This window comes from Paenibacillus sp. MCAF9, from assembly GCF_052114265.1.
GTDB lineage: Bacteria > Bacillota > Bacilli > Paenibacillales > Paenibacillaceae > Pristimantibacillus.
In genome coordinates this window covers 1-18,646 of record NZ_JBFREL010000001.1, presented here as the reverse complement: position 1 = coordinate 18,646, position 18,646 = coordinate 1, and the positions used below count along the sequence as shown (strand labels likewise).

Genomic DNA, 18,646 nt, shown 5'->3' with positions numbered 1-18,646 from the left:
AACAAGACAAGTCCTGAAAAGATAAAAAAGATTGAATTAATTAAGTATCCCCATCCCATTGATTATCTTAACCAAAGTACATATAAATCCGAATAAGTGATAAGCGAAAACCGCTTTTTCTTCATTTTTATCCTCCTAAGTGAATGAATTTATGGTTATTTCTTACTCAGGATAAGCAATGGCTATAAAAATATAGTGAACCAGTTATTAAAATTCTCTTAAATTACTTTTCATACCTGAAGATAGATCCGCTACGTATACCACCATAACGATAAGTGCTGCTGGCAAGCCGCTTAAATCTTCCCTGAGCAGACGAGATACATAAAGCTCGGTAACCTTTGATTTACCATGCAGATATTGGTTTGTCCGGGGTTTTATGAATAATAAATAGAAAAAAACCACCTAAAAAGGTGGCTTTTGCTCGCGAGGAGTGTAAAAAAGCTCCTCATCTAAATTAATTTCAGAGGCAGATTATTGTACCTGCCTCCTATTGCTGAGAAAACAGATTCGTTGATCTCTACTCCTTGCGCCACTCGTCGAGGATCATTTGGGCAACTGCTGCTAAAGTACGAATATCAATTGCATTTATGCCTAGCACATCCGCTTTCTCAATTTCTGACCATCTCGGATCTGCTGAGGTTACACCGTAGAATTTCGCAATAATCGATAGATCTCGAATCGTAACCTTCGTTTGTCCCTCGATTAATGTCACGATCTTCGCTGTGAATACTTGAACAGCTTTGTTCAGCAACGTTACAGCTTCATCTACCTGCCACTGGCTGCTGCCCGCGTTTTTGGCCGTATTAATAGCTGCTTGAAGCGCCGCTTTTGATCCTGCAGCATACTTTCCAACCTTAGTCCCTTCAACCGCCCTGTCATGTTTCGTCTGTGCTGCTGCAATCGCAGCGTTCAATACCGTTCTGTCCACAGGAATCGATGGAATGACCGAGTCGGCAAACCGTTTCATAGCCGCATTCAAAGCATTAAGCGTACCAGCAACTTCCTCACCTGTCGCATTCGCATCATTCTTGACGGCTATCGCGCTGTTGATTGCTACTTGCAATGCTGCTTTAGCTCCAATTGGATACTGACCAGGTAAAGTTCCTTCCACCGCAGCATCATGAGCGGACTCCGCTTGCTGGATTGCTGCATTCAGTGCCGTTTTATCAGCAAGATTCACTTCGATCAGTAGCGAAGCTTGGGACACATTCATTATCGTTCCTTTGCCACTCATCGATACTTCGAAATCAGACAACGAGGCGGTCGTGCTGCCTGCCTTCGCATCTGCTTTCACCTTACCGTGGAGGCTAAACAAAGGACCACCGTCGACGCCGCCTTGTTGTTCACCAGTGGTTACCATAATGATTCGAATCTGGCCACGCTCTGGTTTAACCGCACTCCCGAATACAGCGAAATTCGGCTTCAACGATTGAATGGCTGACGGATCTAACGCTTGAGATACGCCTTCTTTCACTGTCTGGAATTCAAACTTCTGCGGGTCATAATGAAAAACAACATCAAGAGCCGTGAAATTCGAACTTATATTGTCCGTTCCAATCGTCCACTCTGCCTCCTGCCCTGCTAAAACCATTGCAGGACCTGACAGTGTGGCCATATCTTTTTCTGAAGCAAATGCGGTTACTTTCACATTCAGCGCAGCTGTTTTTGCTCCATCTTCCGTCTTCGCCGTTATGAGACCTGTTAATGCTTCCGCTCCCTTATTGGTTGCCGTAACGGTTGCTTTGGTTACTAGATTAGCCTCATCATAATGAACATTCGTGACAACGATGTTCTCATGATTAGATACAAAATGCACATTTTTGTTTGTTGCATTTGCCGGAAAGACGGTAGCAGAAATTTCAATGCTTTCACCATCCTTCAATTCGATGGAAGAACGATCGAGCTTTAGTTCAGTAACAGGAATATTTGCCCTCACTTCGAAACGCTTGATTGCTTGCGTCGTTCCATTGCCTGCAACCACTGTATAAGTTCCCGGAGACGCATCCTTTGCTATTGAATAGGAGTCACTAAATACACCGCCAGGCAATTCTTTTCTGTACAACATTGCTTGATCCGGTCCTAGTACCTTTACCTCCACTTTATCGAGTGTCGTATACCCCGCTATCGTTATGGAGTCCCCAGCTACTCTAGCAGGAATATCCTGTAATGAGACATATTCTGCGTTCAGCGGCATCGTCCAAACGTCGGCAATTGAAGGATCATAATTGCGACCTTCCTCATCTTCTTGGAACCGAACAGTCACCTTGCCATCCTTTGTTAAAGAGATATCGTCAACAACAAATTGATAGGTTACAATACCTCGGCTATCTTTTTCATTCACGCGGCTGAGCACTTTCGTTCCGTTTACCAACACATAATAATCTTTCAATTGTGCTCGATCATACGTTTCGATTGCCCTAATAATGAAAGGTTTGCCTGGCTCAACGGTCATATCAAATTGGAAATAACCATTTGCGTCTCCATGATTAACATACCTTCTCGTTAATCCCTCCTCCACATTTGCACCGGACTGAGCGGAAAACTTTACATTATGTTTTTGTTCAGAGCCTTGTTCGCCAACGTCTACATGATCGTAAAAGTCTTTCGGCGGGTTTTTATAACGCACTTGAATGGTCGTACTGCTCTTGGCTGCTTCAGCTCCATGAAACGAAGCAATCGCACGCAACTCAGCAGCCGTTTCAACTGCAAGAAGCGGTGATTTCACCTCAAAACTGATATTCTTTTCTTCCCCGGCTTCAAGGCTATAGGCTTGGCGTGCAGGGGAAACCGTCCAGTTTAAAGGAGCACTGAGCTCTATAGATCCTTCAACGGAAAAGCTTCCTTTATTTTGAATGGTTGTATTAACCGTTGATGTACCGCTTGGCTCGATTGTTGCTGGTTCAGCCTTTAATGCTTTAATAATGATTGGCGAATCGATCTTTATTGTCGTCTTCAAAGGCACTTCCACTGTTGCATCATTTATTTTGTAGCTTCCGCTGCCAACGATATTAAATAGGCTAGTGGGTTGTTGTTGCTCCGACACTTTCACACGGAATGCAGCAGCAAACGTTTCACCTGGTTTAATGACAGCCGTTTGGCTATCTCCTATCGAAGTGACTTCCCATCCTTCGGGTTTCTGGAGAGTATAACGCACATCATTAATGCTCGCATCGCCATCGTTAGTTGCTTTCACTTCAACTGTAAATGTAGTTCCGGGCAGTACGGATACCTCGGAAGGGCTAATAAACCACTTTATTCCTAGCTTTTCATTACTAATGGCTGACAAAAACGTTGCTGCGTTTGAAACAAGATTCACTAAATTTTTAGCAATAGCGTCGTTTATTGACCCAGCATCGCTTTGTTCTTGCAACCATAGCTGTAAACCGTCTGTTTCATATAAAGCATATTGAACTTGCTCGATAAAGAGTGCATCTTCACCGGCTTTGTACGCCTCAATACTTGCTTCAATTCGGCTTGCAAGCGCCTCGCCTTTACCTGAAAGTGCCTGAGTTTGTTCGCTGGTGAGCTCTCCATTATTGGAATAGCTTATTACTTCATTTTGAAATTTGACCGCCTCATCAAGTGCACTGCCTAACTCTCCAATAATAGGATCAACTACAAACTGATAATCACCCGAACCTACAGTGAATACCGCATTGCCTTCCTCCATACCAACAAATTGTACCCCTTCCACCGACAATGCGAATTGGCCGCTCTCTGTTACTGCCCACTTGCTGTCAGCAGGGATATAGACCGTAGCCGTTGTATTTGCTGGAATCGTGACATGCTGGCTAAAAATATCCCCTTCTTTTTTCCAATCGCTTACAATCATGCCGTAAACAGAATTGTACGATCCTTTGGCACTAGTCAAATCTCCACCAGGTCGAGGTTTAATCAAAATATGCTTATAACCCGGGCTTGCAGGATCCTGTTGAATGCCGGCAATATTTTGATACATCCAGTCTCCGACTGCTCCATAAGCGTAATGGTTAAAGGAGTTCATGCCAATGTCTTGGAAACTGCCATCCGGCTTAATAGAATCCCAGCGCTCCCACATCGTAGTCGCACCATTTTTGATCTGATATCCCCATGAAGGATAAGTGTCATTGTTGAGCAATCGGTAAGCAACATCCAAATGTCCCGTTTCGCTCAATACCGGCAATAAATCTCTCGTGCCAAGAAAACCGGTTGATAAATGCCAGTCGCGCGCTTTAATCAGCTCTACCAAATGATCCGCTGCAGCTTGTCGTTTCGATTCGGGAACCAAATCCATGTACAAAGCCAACACGTATCCCGTTTGGCTATTTCCTTTAACTTTTCCATCTTCGCTAACATAGGCTTTAATAAACGCTGCTTTCACTTGCTCATAAAGCTGCTCGTACTTGTCAGCATCCTCTTGACGGCCGATGGCATGCCCCATTTCGGATACCAGTTTTGTACTGTACGCAAAATAAGCGGTAGAAATTAAATCTCCTGGCGTTGGATCATTCACATCCAGCCAATCACCATACATCGACGACGGACGAATAAGTCCAGAGCTATTTTTTCTCATATATTCGATCCAGTGAACCATTTCATCATAATTTTCTTCAATAACACGAATATCTCCGTAACGCTGCCAAATGGTATACGGAACGGTAACGCCAGCATCCCCCCAGCCGGCATTGCCTCTTTCTCCGAGAACATTAGGCGCTACATCGGGAAAAGCACCGTTAATCGATTGTCCATCTCTTAAATCTCTCATCCATTTGCTTCCTATAAACTTTGCCACGTCCATATTAAAAGCAGCAGCTCCAATAAAGACATTGATGTCACCGGTCCAACCCAAACGCTCGTCACGCGCAGGCGTATCGGTAGGAACCTCCAAGAAATTGCCTCGCTGCCCCCAAGTAATATTGCTTTGCAGTTGATTCAACATCGCACTAGAAGTTTCTAACTTGCCGCTAAACGGTGCTGCTGTATGCATGACCAGCCCTGTAACGGCATCCATACTCGGCACTCCGGGATAACCCGTTACCTCCACATAACGAAAACCATGAAACGTAAACTTCGGCTCATATACTTCATCTCCGCCGCCCTTCAAGGTATATCGGTCCGTTGCTTTTGCCGCGCGCAGGTTTGCTGTATAGAAGGTCCCGTCCGGGTTTAACACCTCTGCATGTCGCAGAGTAACCGTTTGACCTGCTTCACCGCTTACTTTTAGCCTTACGGTTCCGACCATGTTCTGCCCTAAATCAAACACATATTTGCCAGGTTCCGGCTCTGTCATTTTAATCGGCTTCATTTCTTCAATTAATTTTACCGTTGGGCCATCCTGGGCGACTAGCTTCCCAGTCACTTCATCCTCTAATTTCTGAACCGAATCCCAGCTCGATGCATCGAAGGCAGGTGTATCCCATCCATCTAATTCCTTCGTTGCATCATAGCTCTCTCCCATCAAAATACTAGAAGATACAATTGGCCCTGCTGCCCATTTCCATGATTGATCCGTTCCAATCGTTTCTGTTGAACCGTCTGTGTACTCAAGATTTAATTGCATGAACAAATAATTGCTATCGCCATAAATGTTCGGACCAATAAAACCGACATGTCCGGAATACCATCCCTCTGCCAATATAGCGCCAATGACGTTTTCACCGTTTTGAAGCAAATCAGTTACATCATAAGTCTGGTATTGAATATGCTTCGTGTAATCTGTCCATCCTGGCGTAAATAAATCTCCGCCTACACGTTTGCCGTTAATGCTAGGTTCATATATTCCGAGAGCGCTGGAGTAAAGTCTTGCTTTTGCAATGGACTTCTCTAAAGAGAAACCTTTGCGAATGTAAGGAGGCGAAGCTGTAATTTTTACATTTTTCCCCCACGGCGACTCCCCATAGGACGCGACGATCATCGCAGCTGACCAGCTGCTGTCATCAAAATCCGATTTCTCCCATCCCTCCATCTTTAACTTGGCCGCTTTCAAACCTTGATCCATATTCAATTGAAGTGGTGTTCCTTCCTTGAATACCACTTTCAAGCTGCCAAGCAGACCAGCAGGTCCGCCATCGTTTGATGTTTGGATTGCAATCGTATTAGATCCAGGAATGAGTGCGCTTGAGACATCTACAATTTTGCCTTCTTTCCATGAATCGACCGCTTTGATAGAACTGCCCATTCGCTTTCCATTCACATATAACACGAACCCATCATCCGCAGTTAATAAAAATTTCCCTTGTGTTATTGTCCGGTCTAACGGCAATTGAATGGTTTTGCGAAAATAGCGATCTCCTGCAGGAGCATTTGAAGCTGGATTCCCTTCCGGAAACCAAACCCATTTAAGACCTTCTGTTGTCATATTGTTCGCGTCGCTCATACCGATCCAATCCGCTTGCCAATCCGAATCATGGAGAAGACCCATTTCCCACCAAGCAGGATCACTCCATTCTGAAGCCTTCTCATTGTTCAAGTCCCATACTTTTACTCTCCAAAAGTAACGTTTGCCGGACTCCAGAGGCTTGCCGTCATAAACGACATTTACCGATTGATTCGAATCAACTTTATCGGTATTCCACACATCCGGTTGGTTATCCAGCAATTTCTGGTTGGTGCTAGCTACCTGAATGGCATATGCTGTTTGAAGCTGTCCACGTTTATCGGACTGAAGCTTCCAACTCATCCTCGGCTTCACCACATCGATACCGATCGGATTGTTCGTGTACTCCGTCGTTAAATCGGTTACCGCCATCGTTGCTCCCGTTCCACCTGCTTCGCCATACGCCGTACTAGTCATAGGCAAGCATAATGTGAAGCCAATCACCAAAGCTAATAGAAGACTCATGGTTTTCCTCATACTTTTTTTCCCCTCGACTTTCCTTTGTTATTGTTTATCGTTCTATTTTTGCTTCAGCATTGCAAGGATGACGACTACCGACTCAGCCCGAGTAGCATGCTCTAGAGGTGCAAACCGGTTACCATTTCGCCCTTTGATTATTCCTGTCTCCACAGCTGCAGCTACGTAACCAGTCGCCCAAACAGGAATTTCTAACGCATCCGCAAACTGCAGCTTCGTATTTTGGTCTGCTTTTAGATCAAGAGCCCTCATGACGACAGCAACCATTTCTGTCCGATTAATTAACTGGTCTGCGCGGAAGCTTCCGTCATCATAACCTTTTAATAGACCTGCCTTAACCGCTGTTGCGATATACGGTTTCGCCCACGCAGCTATTCTATCGCTATCGTTGAAGGCAAGTTTACTGTCTGCTCCAAGTTCTAGATGAAGCGCCCGAACCATCATAGCTGAGAACTCCGCACGCGTTACTGCGCGGTTAGGAAGGAATGTTCCATCGGCATACCCCGTAACAAAACCGAGCTCTGCCGCTTCCCTAATCGCACTCTCCGCCCAATGTCCTTTAATATCTTTCCAATTCACAGTAATAGATTTTCCAGCTACAGTTACCTGCAGCACAGGTTTCAGTTCATTCATCTCCAATTTCGAATTAACAAGCTGCACAGCTTGAAGGCTGACCTCAGCATTCCCCTCAGCCATTCGCTCAAATTTCAGCAATACCAGCTCTTTGTCCCCTGTCTCGCCAGCTGAATTGCCTGTCTTCGTATGGGCAAACCGAATGGTCCCCTTCTTTACGATCGGATCGACAGAAAAACCTGTCAAAGCCGTATGTGCTCCAACAAACTTCAATCGAGTGGAATCGTAATTCATCGAAATATCATAGGCAAATACATCGGTTAAGTTTTTTCCTACTACTGATATTTCAGTTTTGGCTTCTTGACTAGTAATCATTAGTTCAAAAGAAGCAGCTGCCTTATCCGCCATTGCCGAAATGGGCATTAAACTGAACATACTGATTAAAATTGTGAATACTATTGCCATTCGCTTTGCATTCGACATATCGCATGAATCCTTTCATAGCAGAGATTATGAGGCAGGTTAGTGTGCCTGCCTCCTATTCGAAATTCGTATGTCTATTCCAAGCTCCACTTTTCAAGAATCATTTGCGCAATAGAAGCTAATACACGAATGTCGATTACATTTGCGCCGATCACATCTGCTTTCTCAATTTCAGACCAGTTTGGATCTTTGGAGGTGACACCATAGAAATTCGCTATGATCGACAGATCTCGAATCGTAACCTTCGTTTGTCCCTCGATCAGTGTCATAATCTTCGCTTTGAAAACTTGTAGAGCTTTGTTTAGTGTCGTTACAGCCTCATCTATTTGCCACTGGCTGCTTCCTGTATTCTTGGCTGTGTTAATGGCTGCCAGCAGCAGCGCTTTTGATCCCGCAGCGTACTTGCCGACCTTTGTGCCTTCGATTGCCCTGTCATGTTTTAATTGTGCTTCTGCAATCAATCGGTTTAACTCCGTCCTGTCACCAGGAGCTGATGGAATCACCGAATCATTAAACACTTTTACTGCTCCATTCAAGCCGTTAAGCGCTATGGTGACTTGCTCCACAGTCGCATTCGGATCATTCTTCACTGCAATCGCACTGTTGATTACAGCTTGCAATGCCGCCTTAGAACCTGTTGGATACTGACCCGGCTGCGTGCCTTCCATTGCGGCATCATGTAACGCCTGCGCTTGTTCGATTGCCGTATTCAGCGCTGTTTTGTCAGTGAGGAGCACTTCCATCGAGAGTACAGCTCGCGATACATTCATCATTGTTCCCTTGCCACTATCCGACACTTGGAAATCAGACAGCGATACCGTTGTATTGCCTGCTGGCGAACTCGGTTTCACCTTCGCGTGGAGGCGGAACAGATTGCCACCGTCAATACCTGCTTGCTGCTGGCCTGAGGTGACCATGATGATCCGAATCTGGCCAAGCTCGGGTTTAACCGCCGTTCCAAACACTTCGAAATTCGGCTTCAACGACTGAATGACCGATGGGTCCAGCGAGAGGTAAGTACTTTCCCCAACCGTCTGGAATTCGAATTTCTGCGGGTCATAATGAACAATAACATCAAGTGCCGTGAAGTTTGAGCCTACATTTTCAGCACCGACCGTCCACTCCGTTCCCTGTCCTGCTATGACAGTGTTACTTCCTGACAAAGCAGCCATATCTCGTTCTGCGGAAGCTGCGGTTACCGTAACATTTAGCGCAGCCGTCTTGCTGCCCTCTTCTGTCGTCGCAGTTATGATGCCATTGACTTGATCTGCTCCCTTATTGGTTGCTGTTACATTTGCTTTGGTAGTATCACTTGCTTCATCATAATGAACATTCGTGATGATAATGCTCTCGTGATTCGACTCAAAATGCACTAGCTTATTTGCAGCATTTGCCGGAAGCACTGTCGCAGCAATTTCGATGCTTTCTCCATCCTTCATTTCGAGCGAAGTACGATCCAAGCTTATGCCAGTAACAGGCAAGCCAGCTTGATTGTTATATACCTCCAGCTCAGCTAATTGAAGCCTATAGTAAATATCGTCTGATGCCATATCCCCAAGCTTATTGACCGACAGCCTCACATATCTAGCGGTTTGGTTTTCAAACGTATAAAGCTGTGGCAGCATCAACGGGTTCGGCTCTCCAGTCATCCTCTTTACTTCTATATAATCTCCTCCATCAGCCTTAACCTGAATAAGGAAATCGATAGGATAGGAGGCGGTTCGTGAATCTTTCGTACTGGAGTCCGTTCTTGGATACAACACCACACTATTCAGATCTTGGTTAGCACCCAGATCAATCTCAACCCAAAGCGGGTTGTTTTCCTGAGATGGCGAAGGAGAGCCTGTTGATGAATATTTTCGCGCCAAATTGCCGTCCGTAAGCCCTGCTGCCCCCCACTCTGGCGAAATCTCCAACGTTTCGCGTGCGGTTGCCTTTTTGCCTAACGCCAGATTCGCCCCGGTAACTACGATCAACTTAATAGAGGAGGTAAGCACAACTTCTCCTGATTTTACCGTTGCAGTAATTTCTGCGGAGCCGGGTCCAACTGCAGCTGCGATTCCGTTATAAGCAACTTTGATCACATTTGTGTTGCTGCTCTCATACTTGATCTCAGCGTTAGTGAAATCGGCTTCCATGCCATTATCCATACTTCCGCTTAATGTGAGCTGAGTTTGTTCACCTTGCTGCAGCTTCGTTGCTTTGCTGCTCAAGTTGATGCTTTCCAGCTTTAAGTTGGAATCAGCCATTGTACTAGCGAACGAATATGCTCCAGATCCGACCGAATAGACCGCTTTGTCCCCTTCCATCCGCAAAAACTTGACACCAACGGCTTCTTCAGCAGGCTGTCCGCCTTCGCTCACGGATGCTTGATCTACCGCTGGAATGTATACGGTCGCTGTTGTATTAACTGGAATTGTCACATTCAGCTTGAAGGCTGAGCCCTCCTGCTCCCAGCGGCTCTTGATCAAGCCATAAATAGACTTGTATTCTCCATTCACATGGCTAAACTCACCGCCAGGCGTAGGCTGAATGACAATATGTTTGAATCCGGGCTGCTCAGGATCTGCTTCGATTCCTGCCGCATAGCGGAACATCCATTCTCCAACGGAGCCAAGCGAATAATGGTTAAAAGAGTTCATTCCTGCGTCACCGAATCCATTCTCCTGTGTATAGGAATTCCACCTCTCCCAAATGGTCGTTGCCCCATTTTTGATGCTGTATCCCCATGATGGGTACGTATCGTTCGTCAACAAGCGATAAGCAACCTCTGTATAGCCCGCCTCTGTAAGTACCGGCAGCAAATAACCTACACCAAGAAACCCGGTCGACAGATGCCAGTTTTTGCTTTTAATATTGTTAACTAGATGCTCAGCAGCTTTCTTCTTGATATCTCCATCCAATAAATCCATTTGCAGTGCAAACACATAACCTGCTTGCGTATTGCCTTTGATTTGTCCGTCCAAACCAACAAACGCGGTGTTAAAAGCAGCTTTAATATCTTTAAATAATTGACTATATTTCTCCTCATCGTCTGTTTTCCCAATGATCGCTGCCATCTTGGACAATAAATTCGTGCTGTATGCAAAATAGGCCGTATTCACCACATCCGTTGGTGTGGTTTCATTCACGCTCAACCAGTCCCCGTAACCACCGGCCGGACGAATGAGCTTGTTGCTGTTCGTTTTAAGAAACTCGATCCATTTCGCCATCGCATCATAATGCTCTTTGATAACGGAAGTGTCGTTATAGGCTAAATATAGCGTCCATGGGATAATAACGCCTGCATCTCCCCAGCCGTTGCTTCCGTTACCCATCCCGCTAACATTTGGCGCAACGTCTGGGAATGCTCCATTTGCCCCCTGCGCATCAACAACATCCCGCATATACTTCTCATAAAACCCTGGAACTTCCATGTTATAGGTAGCTGTTCGAACGAACACCTGCGCGTCTCCTGTCCAGCCCATTCGTTCATTACGCTGCGGACAGTCTGTTGGAACGCTTAAAAAATTTCCTCGTTGTCCCCATGTGATGTTGCTGTAAAGCTGATTGACCATCGGATTTGAGGTTTCAAATGTCCCAGTCTTCGGTGTATCGGTGTGAACAACAATCCCCGTTATGCTATCTAAAGCAGGTTCACCCGGATAACCGGTCACTTCTACGTAACGAAAACCGTGGAATGTGAAATGCGGTTCATATTGCTCAAGCCCGCTTCCATATAGGACATATTCATCTGTTTGTTTAGCTGTACGCAAGTTCTCCGTGTAAAGCGTCCCATCATCATTCAGCATCTCGGCAAACCGCAGCTTCACTTTCGTTCCGGCAGTGCCTTCGACTTTTAGCCTTGCCCAGCCAACCATGTTCTGTCCCATATCAAAAATGTAAGTGCCGGCACTTGGCTGCTTCACCGAGATAGGCTTCAATTCTTCCGTCGCCTTGACGGTAGGGCCTACCTGTGCAACCAGCTTCCCGCGGAAATGGCTGACCTCTTTTACACCGTTCCATGATGAAGCGTCATAATTCGAACGGTTCCATTTATCCATTTCTTTGCGAGCGTCATATGTCTCTCCCATTAGAATGTCGGAGTAGCGAACGGGACCCGAAGTCGTTGAATGCCAAGAAGAATCGGTCATTACCGTTTCACTTGTGCCATCCTCGTATTCAATTTTTAATTGGAATAAAAACGACAGCTCTGTTCCGTACTGATTTGGACCAACATGTGCCACATTTCCCGCGTACCAGCCGTCACCCAGCATAGCCCCAACCGCATTTCCTCCTTCAAGGAGCATGTCGGTTACATCATAGGTCTGATACTGCAAACGCTTATTGTAATCCGTCCATCCTGGATTAAAGTAATCGCTGCCTACCCGTGTCCCATTTAGGCTGAGCTCATAAAGTCCAAGCGCCGTCGAGTAAACAGTTGCTTTACGCACTGGCTTCGCAATTTCAAAATCTTTCCTCAACATAGGTGAGCTTCTGCTCTCGACTTTCTGATAAAAGGTGCCGTTCTCTACGAGAAGTTTTCCATCTTCCGTTAATTGCCCCCCTTCAAAGCTTGCTGCTTCCTTATCATCAAAATTTGCTTGAAACAACTCCTTGCCGTGTTCATCCTTAATGACGATATTGTCGAACAAGGCGCGCTCATTCGTCCTTGCGTCTTTATGCTGGCGGAATCCAATAGGACCGAACGAAATATTGTCATTTTTCATCGTGTCGATTAACTCGTTGTTGATATAGGTTTTGATTTCTTTGCCATTCACTTCAATTTTCAGATGATAAGCAACATTCAATTGCTTGTCATTCGGAATGACCCGTGAAATATCTACTTCCTTCATAAGCTTCGTACCGCCGACATTCGTGTGTGGCCGAAACTGGGCATACGCTTTTTCTTTTACGTTAAACTGCCAGAAAAAATTATTGGAGGCATTAGGTCCGCCAAACAAAATGGCTGCACCATCATTTAATATTGTAAAATCCAGCTCGATGGAATAGCTTGACGGCACGGTCGCAGGTGTTGAGGCGGCAATCCACTTGGCTTGCCAATCAGCTGGCGCGAGCAATCCCATTTCCCACGAGCCCGGTTCACTCCATGCTGAAGCGTGATCATGGTTATCCCAAACCTTCACTTTCCAGAAATAACGTTTTCCGGATTGTAAAGCTTCTCCTTTGTATTCCACATTGTTGGAATCGCTGGACATGATTTTGCCTGAATCCCATTTGTCTCCTTCATTGGCAGCCAAACGGCTCTCTTCTGAAGCGACAATGATTTGATAGGCAGTTTGCATCTGTGCTCTCTCTGTTGCTTCAAGCAGCCAGCTGAGTCTCGGCTTGGTGTTATCGATTCCGATTGGGTTATGGCTATACTCTGTATGTAAGTCATATGCAGTCATTTGGTCCGTTCCTTCTGCTCCGAATGCGGCTACTGGCTGTAATAAAGCAATGACAAGAACAGTTGCTAAAAATAAACCAAGCAGCTTCTTCCTGAACAAACTACTCATTTGCCAAAACACTCCCTTTTCCGTTACATTGGTATCGCTTTCAATTTGGAAGACTAACATAAATCCATAAAAAAATAGCCGGGAGTACAAGAAAGGATATCCTGCTTGCTGCAGGTCCTTCAACGACTACCCGGCCAATCTTCTCATTCTTCGATTTTTGTGTAATTATGAAAGGTTTGTTTTAATAAACATCCTTCCATTCAGCGATGTTAGAGGAATCGAATTTGAAGGGATCGCCAAGCATAATTTGCGTGCCTTCACCATCTTTTACGACTTCTTTCTCACCTAGTTTGCCAGCTGTCAGCTTATCCCCAACCGCACCTGTAATCTTGCCGTTCACCAATGCGTCAGCTGCATAACCGGACAAGTAACCAACATCAATCGGATTCCACAAATACATCCACTGACATACCCCGCTCACGATATATTCCGCCATTTCACTTGGCAGGCCAAGACCGGTCAATTGCACTTTCCCAGTGAGACCCTTATCCGTTAAAACCTTGCCCGCTGCCGCGATTCCTACTGTCGTTGGCGCAATAATACCTTTCAGATCAGGATACGATTTCAAGAGCGCCTCAGTCTCGGACACGCTTTTATCACGCAAATCATCACCATAAGCTACTTTAACGAGCTTGATTTTACTGTATTTCGAATCCTCCAGCTCTTTCTTCATCCATTCGATCCAAGTGTTTTGGTTGGTCGCTTGCGATGTCGCGCTCAGGATCGCAATTTCGCCTTCGCCGCCAATTATTTCCGATACGCCTTGAATTAGTGTGCGGCCGATACGCTCAGGATCTGCTTGATTTACATGAACCATGCGACTGGCTGCGTTAACCGCTGAATCTAAAGAAAGGACTTTAATTCCTTGATTCATCGCTTTCTTCAGCGCCGGCTGGAGCGCGTCCGGATCATTTGCCGCAATCGCGATCACGTCCACCTTTTGCGAGATAAGCTCTTCAATCATTTGAATTTGTGCTTCTGCAGTTGGCTGATCAGGCGCCTTCAAAATCGCTTCATATCCGAGCTCTTCAACAGCATTTTTGTAGCCCTCCATTTGCTTCTCACCGTATGGATTACCCGTGTTTTTAAAGATAATGGCATATTTCTTCTTTTTCGTGCTGTCCTTTGTGTCATTTCCCTTGTTTTTCTCTGTAGCTTCGCTCTTGTTGCCGCCCGTATTTTTAGAATTACTGCCGCTGTTGCCTCCTCCGCAGGCGGTTAACATCGAGATCGTAAGCAAAACAGTTAAACAAACGAATAACACCTTGTTTCTTTTCATTGTTTTTCCTCCCTTTTTTTGTCCAATCCTTTATATACAAAACAGCCGATTGACTGTATTGCACCAACTTAAGTTTTCTTTGTACGACTCCGACCTACTTTTAGCCTCGGAACGGCAACGGCGAATATAAGCAGCAAACCAATAATAATGAGTAGGATTTGCGCTTGTACGTTGACTAATCCTAAACCATAACGCAGGAAGCCTATGAGGAAGACAGCTAGTATTGCTCCTATCATTCTTCCTTTTCCTCCAGCCGTGCTAATGCCGCCGAGTACAACCATGGCAATGACGTCGAGTTCATAGCCCATCGCAATATTAGGACGCGTGCTTCCCATACGGGAAGTTAGAAACAAAGCAGTCACAGCGGACATCAGTCCTGCAAGCGTAAAGACGATTACTTTTACACGATCAACATTCACGCCTGAGAAGCGGGCCGCGTTGATGTTATTCCCCATCGCGTACAATTGTCGGCCAAACACGGTTTTGTGCAGCAGTAAGCTAAACACAATGGCAAATACCGCAAAAACGATTAAGATAAACGGAATCGGTCCCACGTACCCCCAGCCCAAATAGCTAAACCACTCTGGAAAAGATCCTGCTGCTTGATCCTCCAAAATAATGTAGGCGATTCCCCGATAAATGATCATCGTTGCCAAAGTAATGATGACCGCGGACAATTCCTTGTACTTCACAATGAGGATGCCGTTAATCCATCCACAAATGGTGCCCACTGCCAAACAAATGACCATAGCTAGCACAATAGGGACACCTTTATTGAATAAGTCCGCCATAATAACAGACGATAGTGCTACAATCGATGCGACGGATATATCGATATCCGCGAGGATGATGATGAACACCATAGGGAGCACGATAAATGCTTTATCCAGAAAACCCATTGTTGCATCCCGCAAATTATCGTAATCCCAATAAAACTCTGATAGATTCATATTCATGACGGTTATGGCAAGAAACAATACAACCAACATCCATTCCCACTGAAGGAAAAACCTTTTGAAGGAAAAATCCTGCTTATTCGTAACAATTCTCGGCTCCATAGCGTTAGATTTTCCTCCTCATAAGATTGTTGCGATCAACGCCGCGCTTGACGATTGCATTAATAAGGACCGCGATTAAAATAATTGCGCCTTGAATGCCGTTCTGCCAAAATGGCGATACATTAATCAAAGGAAGTGCATTATTCAAAATACCTAGCAAAATAGAGCCAAGGATGATGCCTGATATTTTGCCAGAACCGCCTGCAATGCTCACACCGCCTAGTACACACGCAGCAATTACGCTGAGTTCATAACCCGATGCCGTATCTCCTTGCGCTGATGCAAATTTGGATACCCATAGCACACCTGCTAAGCCGGAGAGACCGCCCATAATGGAATATACGAGCCATAAAATTTTGTCTACCTTAATGCCGCTTATTACTGCCGAATCTGGATTGCTTCCAACAGCATAGATTTGTCTGCCCGTTCGGGTATGATTAACGAAATAATAAGCGACGAAATAAATAAGGATTGCAACAAAGATAAGATTATTGATTCCGAGCGTTGTTCCCGTTGCCATCGCTTTGAAACTTGCAGGCATTTGATGTGCACTAACCCATTTGCCCCCACTAGTTAGATAAGTAAACCCGCGGAACACGTTCATCATCCCTAGTGTGGCTATGATGGGCAGGATACCAATTTTGGAAACCAGAAAACCAATGATCACACCGCTGACAAGCCCCGTTAAAGTGCCGATCAGAAGGGCGACGACAGCTGGAATTTCTGGAAATGCACTGACCGTCTGTGCCGCGATCATGCCTGAAAGAGCCAAAGTTGCACCGATGGAAAGATCAATTCCGCGGGTAACGATAACGAGCATCATCCCCACAGCCAAAATGCTCAAAATCGCTGTGTTCGTCACCATATCGTTTATATTTTCCAAGGTCAAAAAGCTGGGATTGCGAAGCTGAACGCCAATGGAAAGCAAAACAATAAATCCGAGTAATCCAAGCTCTCTGAATTTGACGATCTTTGCGCTGAGCGTGCGCGTTGGCCTTGTAGCTCTAAGAGAAGCTGCGGTTATACCGTTCGTACTAAGTTCTCTCTCCTGCATGTGTCATGCCCACCTTTAATGTTGTTGTATAAGAGGGCGATCGTCAGCCATTGATGCTTGAAGTATCGCCTCCTGTGAGATCGAATCGCGGTCTAGAAAAGCTGTTATCCGGCCCTCGCGCATGACAGCTACCCTATCACACATCCCAATCATTTCAGGCATCTCGGACGATACCATCAAAATCCCATACCCTTGACATGCCAAATCGCTAATCATTTCATAGATGGCAGATTTGGCGCCGACATCCACACCTTTGGTTGGTTCATCCAAAATAATGACATCCACATCAGCAGTCAGCAGCTTTGCAAATACAACCTTCTGCTGGTTGCCGCCTGAGAGCGAGCTGGCCAAATCAAATATGCTTTTTGCTTTAACATTTACCTTCTCAGCTAATTGCTTAGCGATGCTCGCTTCCTTATCGGTGTTAAGAACACCTTTGCTTGAAATCTTCTCAAGCGATGATAATGTTATATTTCTACCGATGCTCCACTGTAGAACGAGCCCCTGCTTCTGCCTGTCCTCCGGCAAGTAGCCAATCCCCATACGCATCGCATCGATCGGTTTTCGGATGTTCACTTCCTGCCCCTTGAAGAACACCTTACCTTTGTCGCTTCGCTCAATGCCGAAAATGCTTTGGCAAACCTCTGTCCGTCCTGCCCCAACGAGCCCAGTCAATCCTAATATTTCCCCTCCTCGCAGCGCAAAAGAAATATCAGCAAAGTAGCCGGTTCTGCCAAGTCCTTCAACACGCAGCAATTCTTCCCCAATCTGCGCTTCCTTCTTCGGAAACAATTGCGTAATTTCACGGCCTACCATCGCAATAATTAAATCTTGGTTCGATATTTCATCCACATTCCAAGTCCCGATGTATCTGGAATCCCGGAATACGGTCACCTTGCTGGCCAGTCGATACATGTCCTCGAAGCGATGAGAGATAAAAATAATAGCTGTTCCCTTGTCACGCAAACGCTCTGTAATGCGATACAAGTCTTCGCTTTCCCTATTGGTAAGAGCGGCTGTTGGTTCATCCATAATAATGATCTTCGCATCAACAGAAAGCGCTTTCGCAATTTCGACGATTTGCTGCTCCGCTACGCTTAATGCTCCCATTTGCGTTTTGGGGCTGAATGCTGCGCCAAGCTCCTTCAGAAGCTTATCGGCCTCCTTATGCATTTCGTTCCAAAGAATCCGCTTAGTCCCTTTTTGAATTTTCTCATGCCCCATAAATATATTTTCTGTGACGCTTAAATCAGGATAACAAGTAACATGCTGATAAATGGCTGCAATGCCCATCCGCTTCGCATCCGTAGGATTTTTAAAATCCACGCGTTGTCCATCAAAGAGGATTTCTCCGACATCTGCTGCGTGGACACCGGTAATCACCTTAATAAAGGTTGATTTCCCCGCTCCATTTTCGCCCATCAACGCATGAATCTCACCGGGCTTTAACTTAAAATAGACATTATCAAGCGCCTTGACGCCTGGAAAAGTTTTTGTAATTCCTTCTAGCTCTAAAATGTACTCGGCCATTGCCGAATCCCCCTCCATCCTTCGCTGTTCTCTACATGCTGCTGCTTCTTGCTTCCTTCTAGGTCTACCTTACCGAAATTGCAGATCGTGAAGAAGGAGACATTCGTTACTTATGGGGGAGTGTATTCGCTTTGTATATGGAATCCACATTATATGGCTGTTTGTGAACAAAATAAAAAGGCAGGCACTAGGCCAATGTCATTAAGTTAATCTCCGAGACAAGATCGTAAATAGAAAGTGAATCTGAAACGGCATGGGAAAAGCCCTGTGCCGTTTATTTTTTTGATGCAAGACTGATAAATAGGAACAGCAAACAAACGGATGGACGATCCGCTTAAA

At 45.4% G+C, this 18,646-nt stretch carries 7 protein-coding genes; all 7 read right to left on the bottom strand.

Features of this window, described 5'->3' with window-relative positions:
* Window positions 1–517: 517 nt before the first annotated feature.
* The 7 genes from AB4Z45_RS00035 to AB4Z45_RS00005 all read right to left on the bottom strand — a co-directional run bounded on the left by AB4Z45_RS00035 (window position 518) and on the right by AB4Z45_RS00005 (window position 18,307).
* The gene (locus AB4Z45_RS00035; protein ID WP_441907358.1) at window positions 518–6,832 is read right to left on the bottom strand and encodes a family 78 glycoside hydrolase catalytic domain; all 6,315 of its coding nucleotides are present in this window, start codon (window positions 6,830–6,832) and stop codon (window positions 518–520) included.
* A gap of 42 nt (window positions 6,833–6,874) precedes the next feature.
* The gene (locus tag AB4Z45_RS00030; protein ID WP_441907357.1) at window positions 6,875–7,888 is read right to left on the bottom strand and encodes an S-layer homology domain-containing protein; all 1,014 of its coding nucleotides are present in this window, start codon (window positions 7,886–7,888) and stop codon (window positions 6,875–6,877) included.
* A 74-nt stretch (window positions 7,889–7,962) separates the two neighbouring features.
* The gene (locus tag AB4Z45_RS00025) at window positions 7,963–13,386 is read right to left on the bottom strand and encodes a family 78 glycoside hydrolase catalytic domain (protein WP_441907356.1); all 5,424 of its coding nucleotides are present in this window, start codon (window positions 13,384–13,386) and stop codon (window positions 7,963–7,965) included.
* Window positions 13,387–13,567: 181 nt separating this feature from the next.
* Window positions 13,568–14,665 carry a rhamnose ABC transporter substrate-binding protein gene (gene rhaS / locus AB4Z45_RS00020; protein WP_441907355.1) on the bottom strand — a complete coding sequence of 366 codons (1,098 nt, stop codon included), beginning with the start codon at window positions 14,663–14,665 and terminating at the stop codon, window positions 13,568–13,570.
* A 68-nt stretch (window positions 14,666–14,733) separates the two neighbouring features.
* Window positions 14,734–15,723: an ABC transporter permease gene (locus tag AB4Z45_RS00015; RefSeq protein ID WP_441907354.1), complete on the bottom strand. Its 990-nt coding sequence runs from the start codon at window positions 15,721–15,723 to the stop codon at window positions 14,734–14,736.
* Window positions 15,724–15,727: 4 nt separating this feature from the next.
* Window positions 15,728–16,777, bottom strand: coding sequence for an ABC transporter permease (locus AB4Z45_RS00010; RefSeq protein WP_441907353.1), 1,050 nt, complete (start codon window positions 16,775–16,777; stop codon window positions 15,728–15,730).
* Window positions 16,778–16,792: 15 nt separating this feature from the next.
* Entirely contained in the window at window positions 16,793–18,307 is a 1,515-nt protein-coding gene (locus AB4Z45_RS00005) for a sugar ABC transporter ATP-binding protein (RefSeq protein ID WP_441907352.1), read from the bottom strand.
* Window positions 18,308–18,646 lie beyond the last annotated feature (339 nt).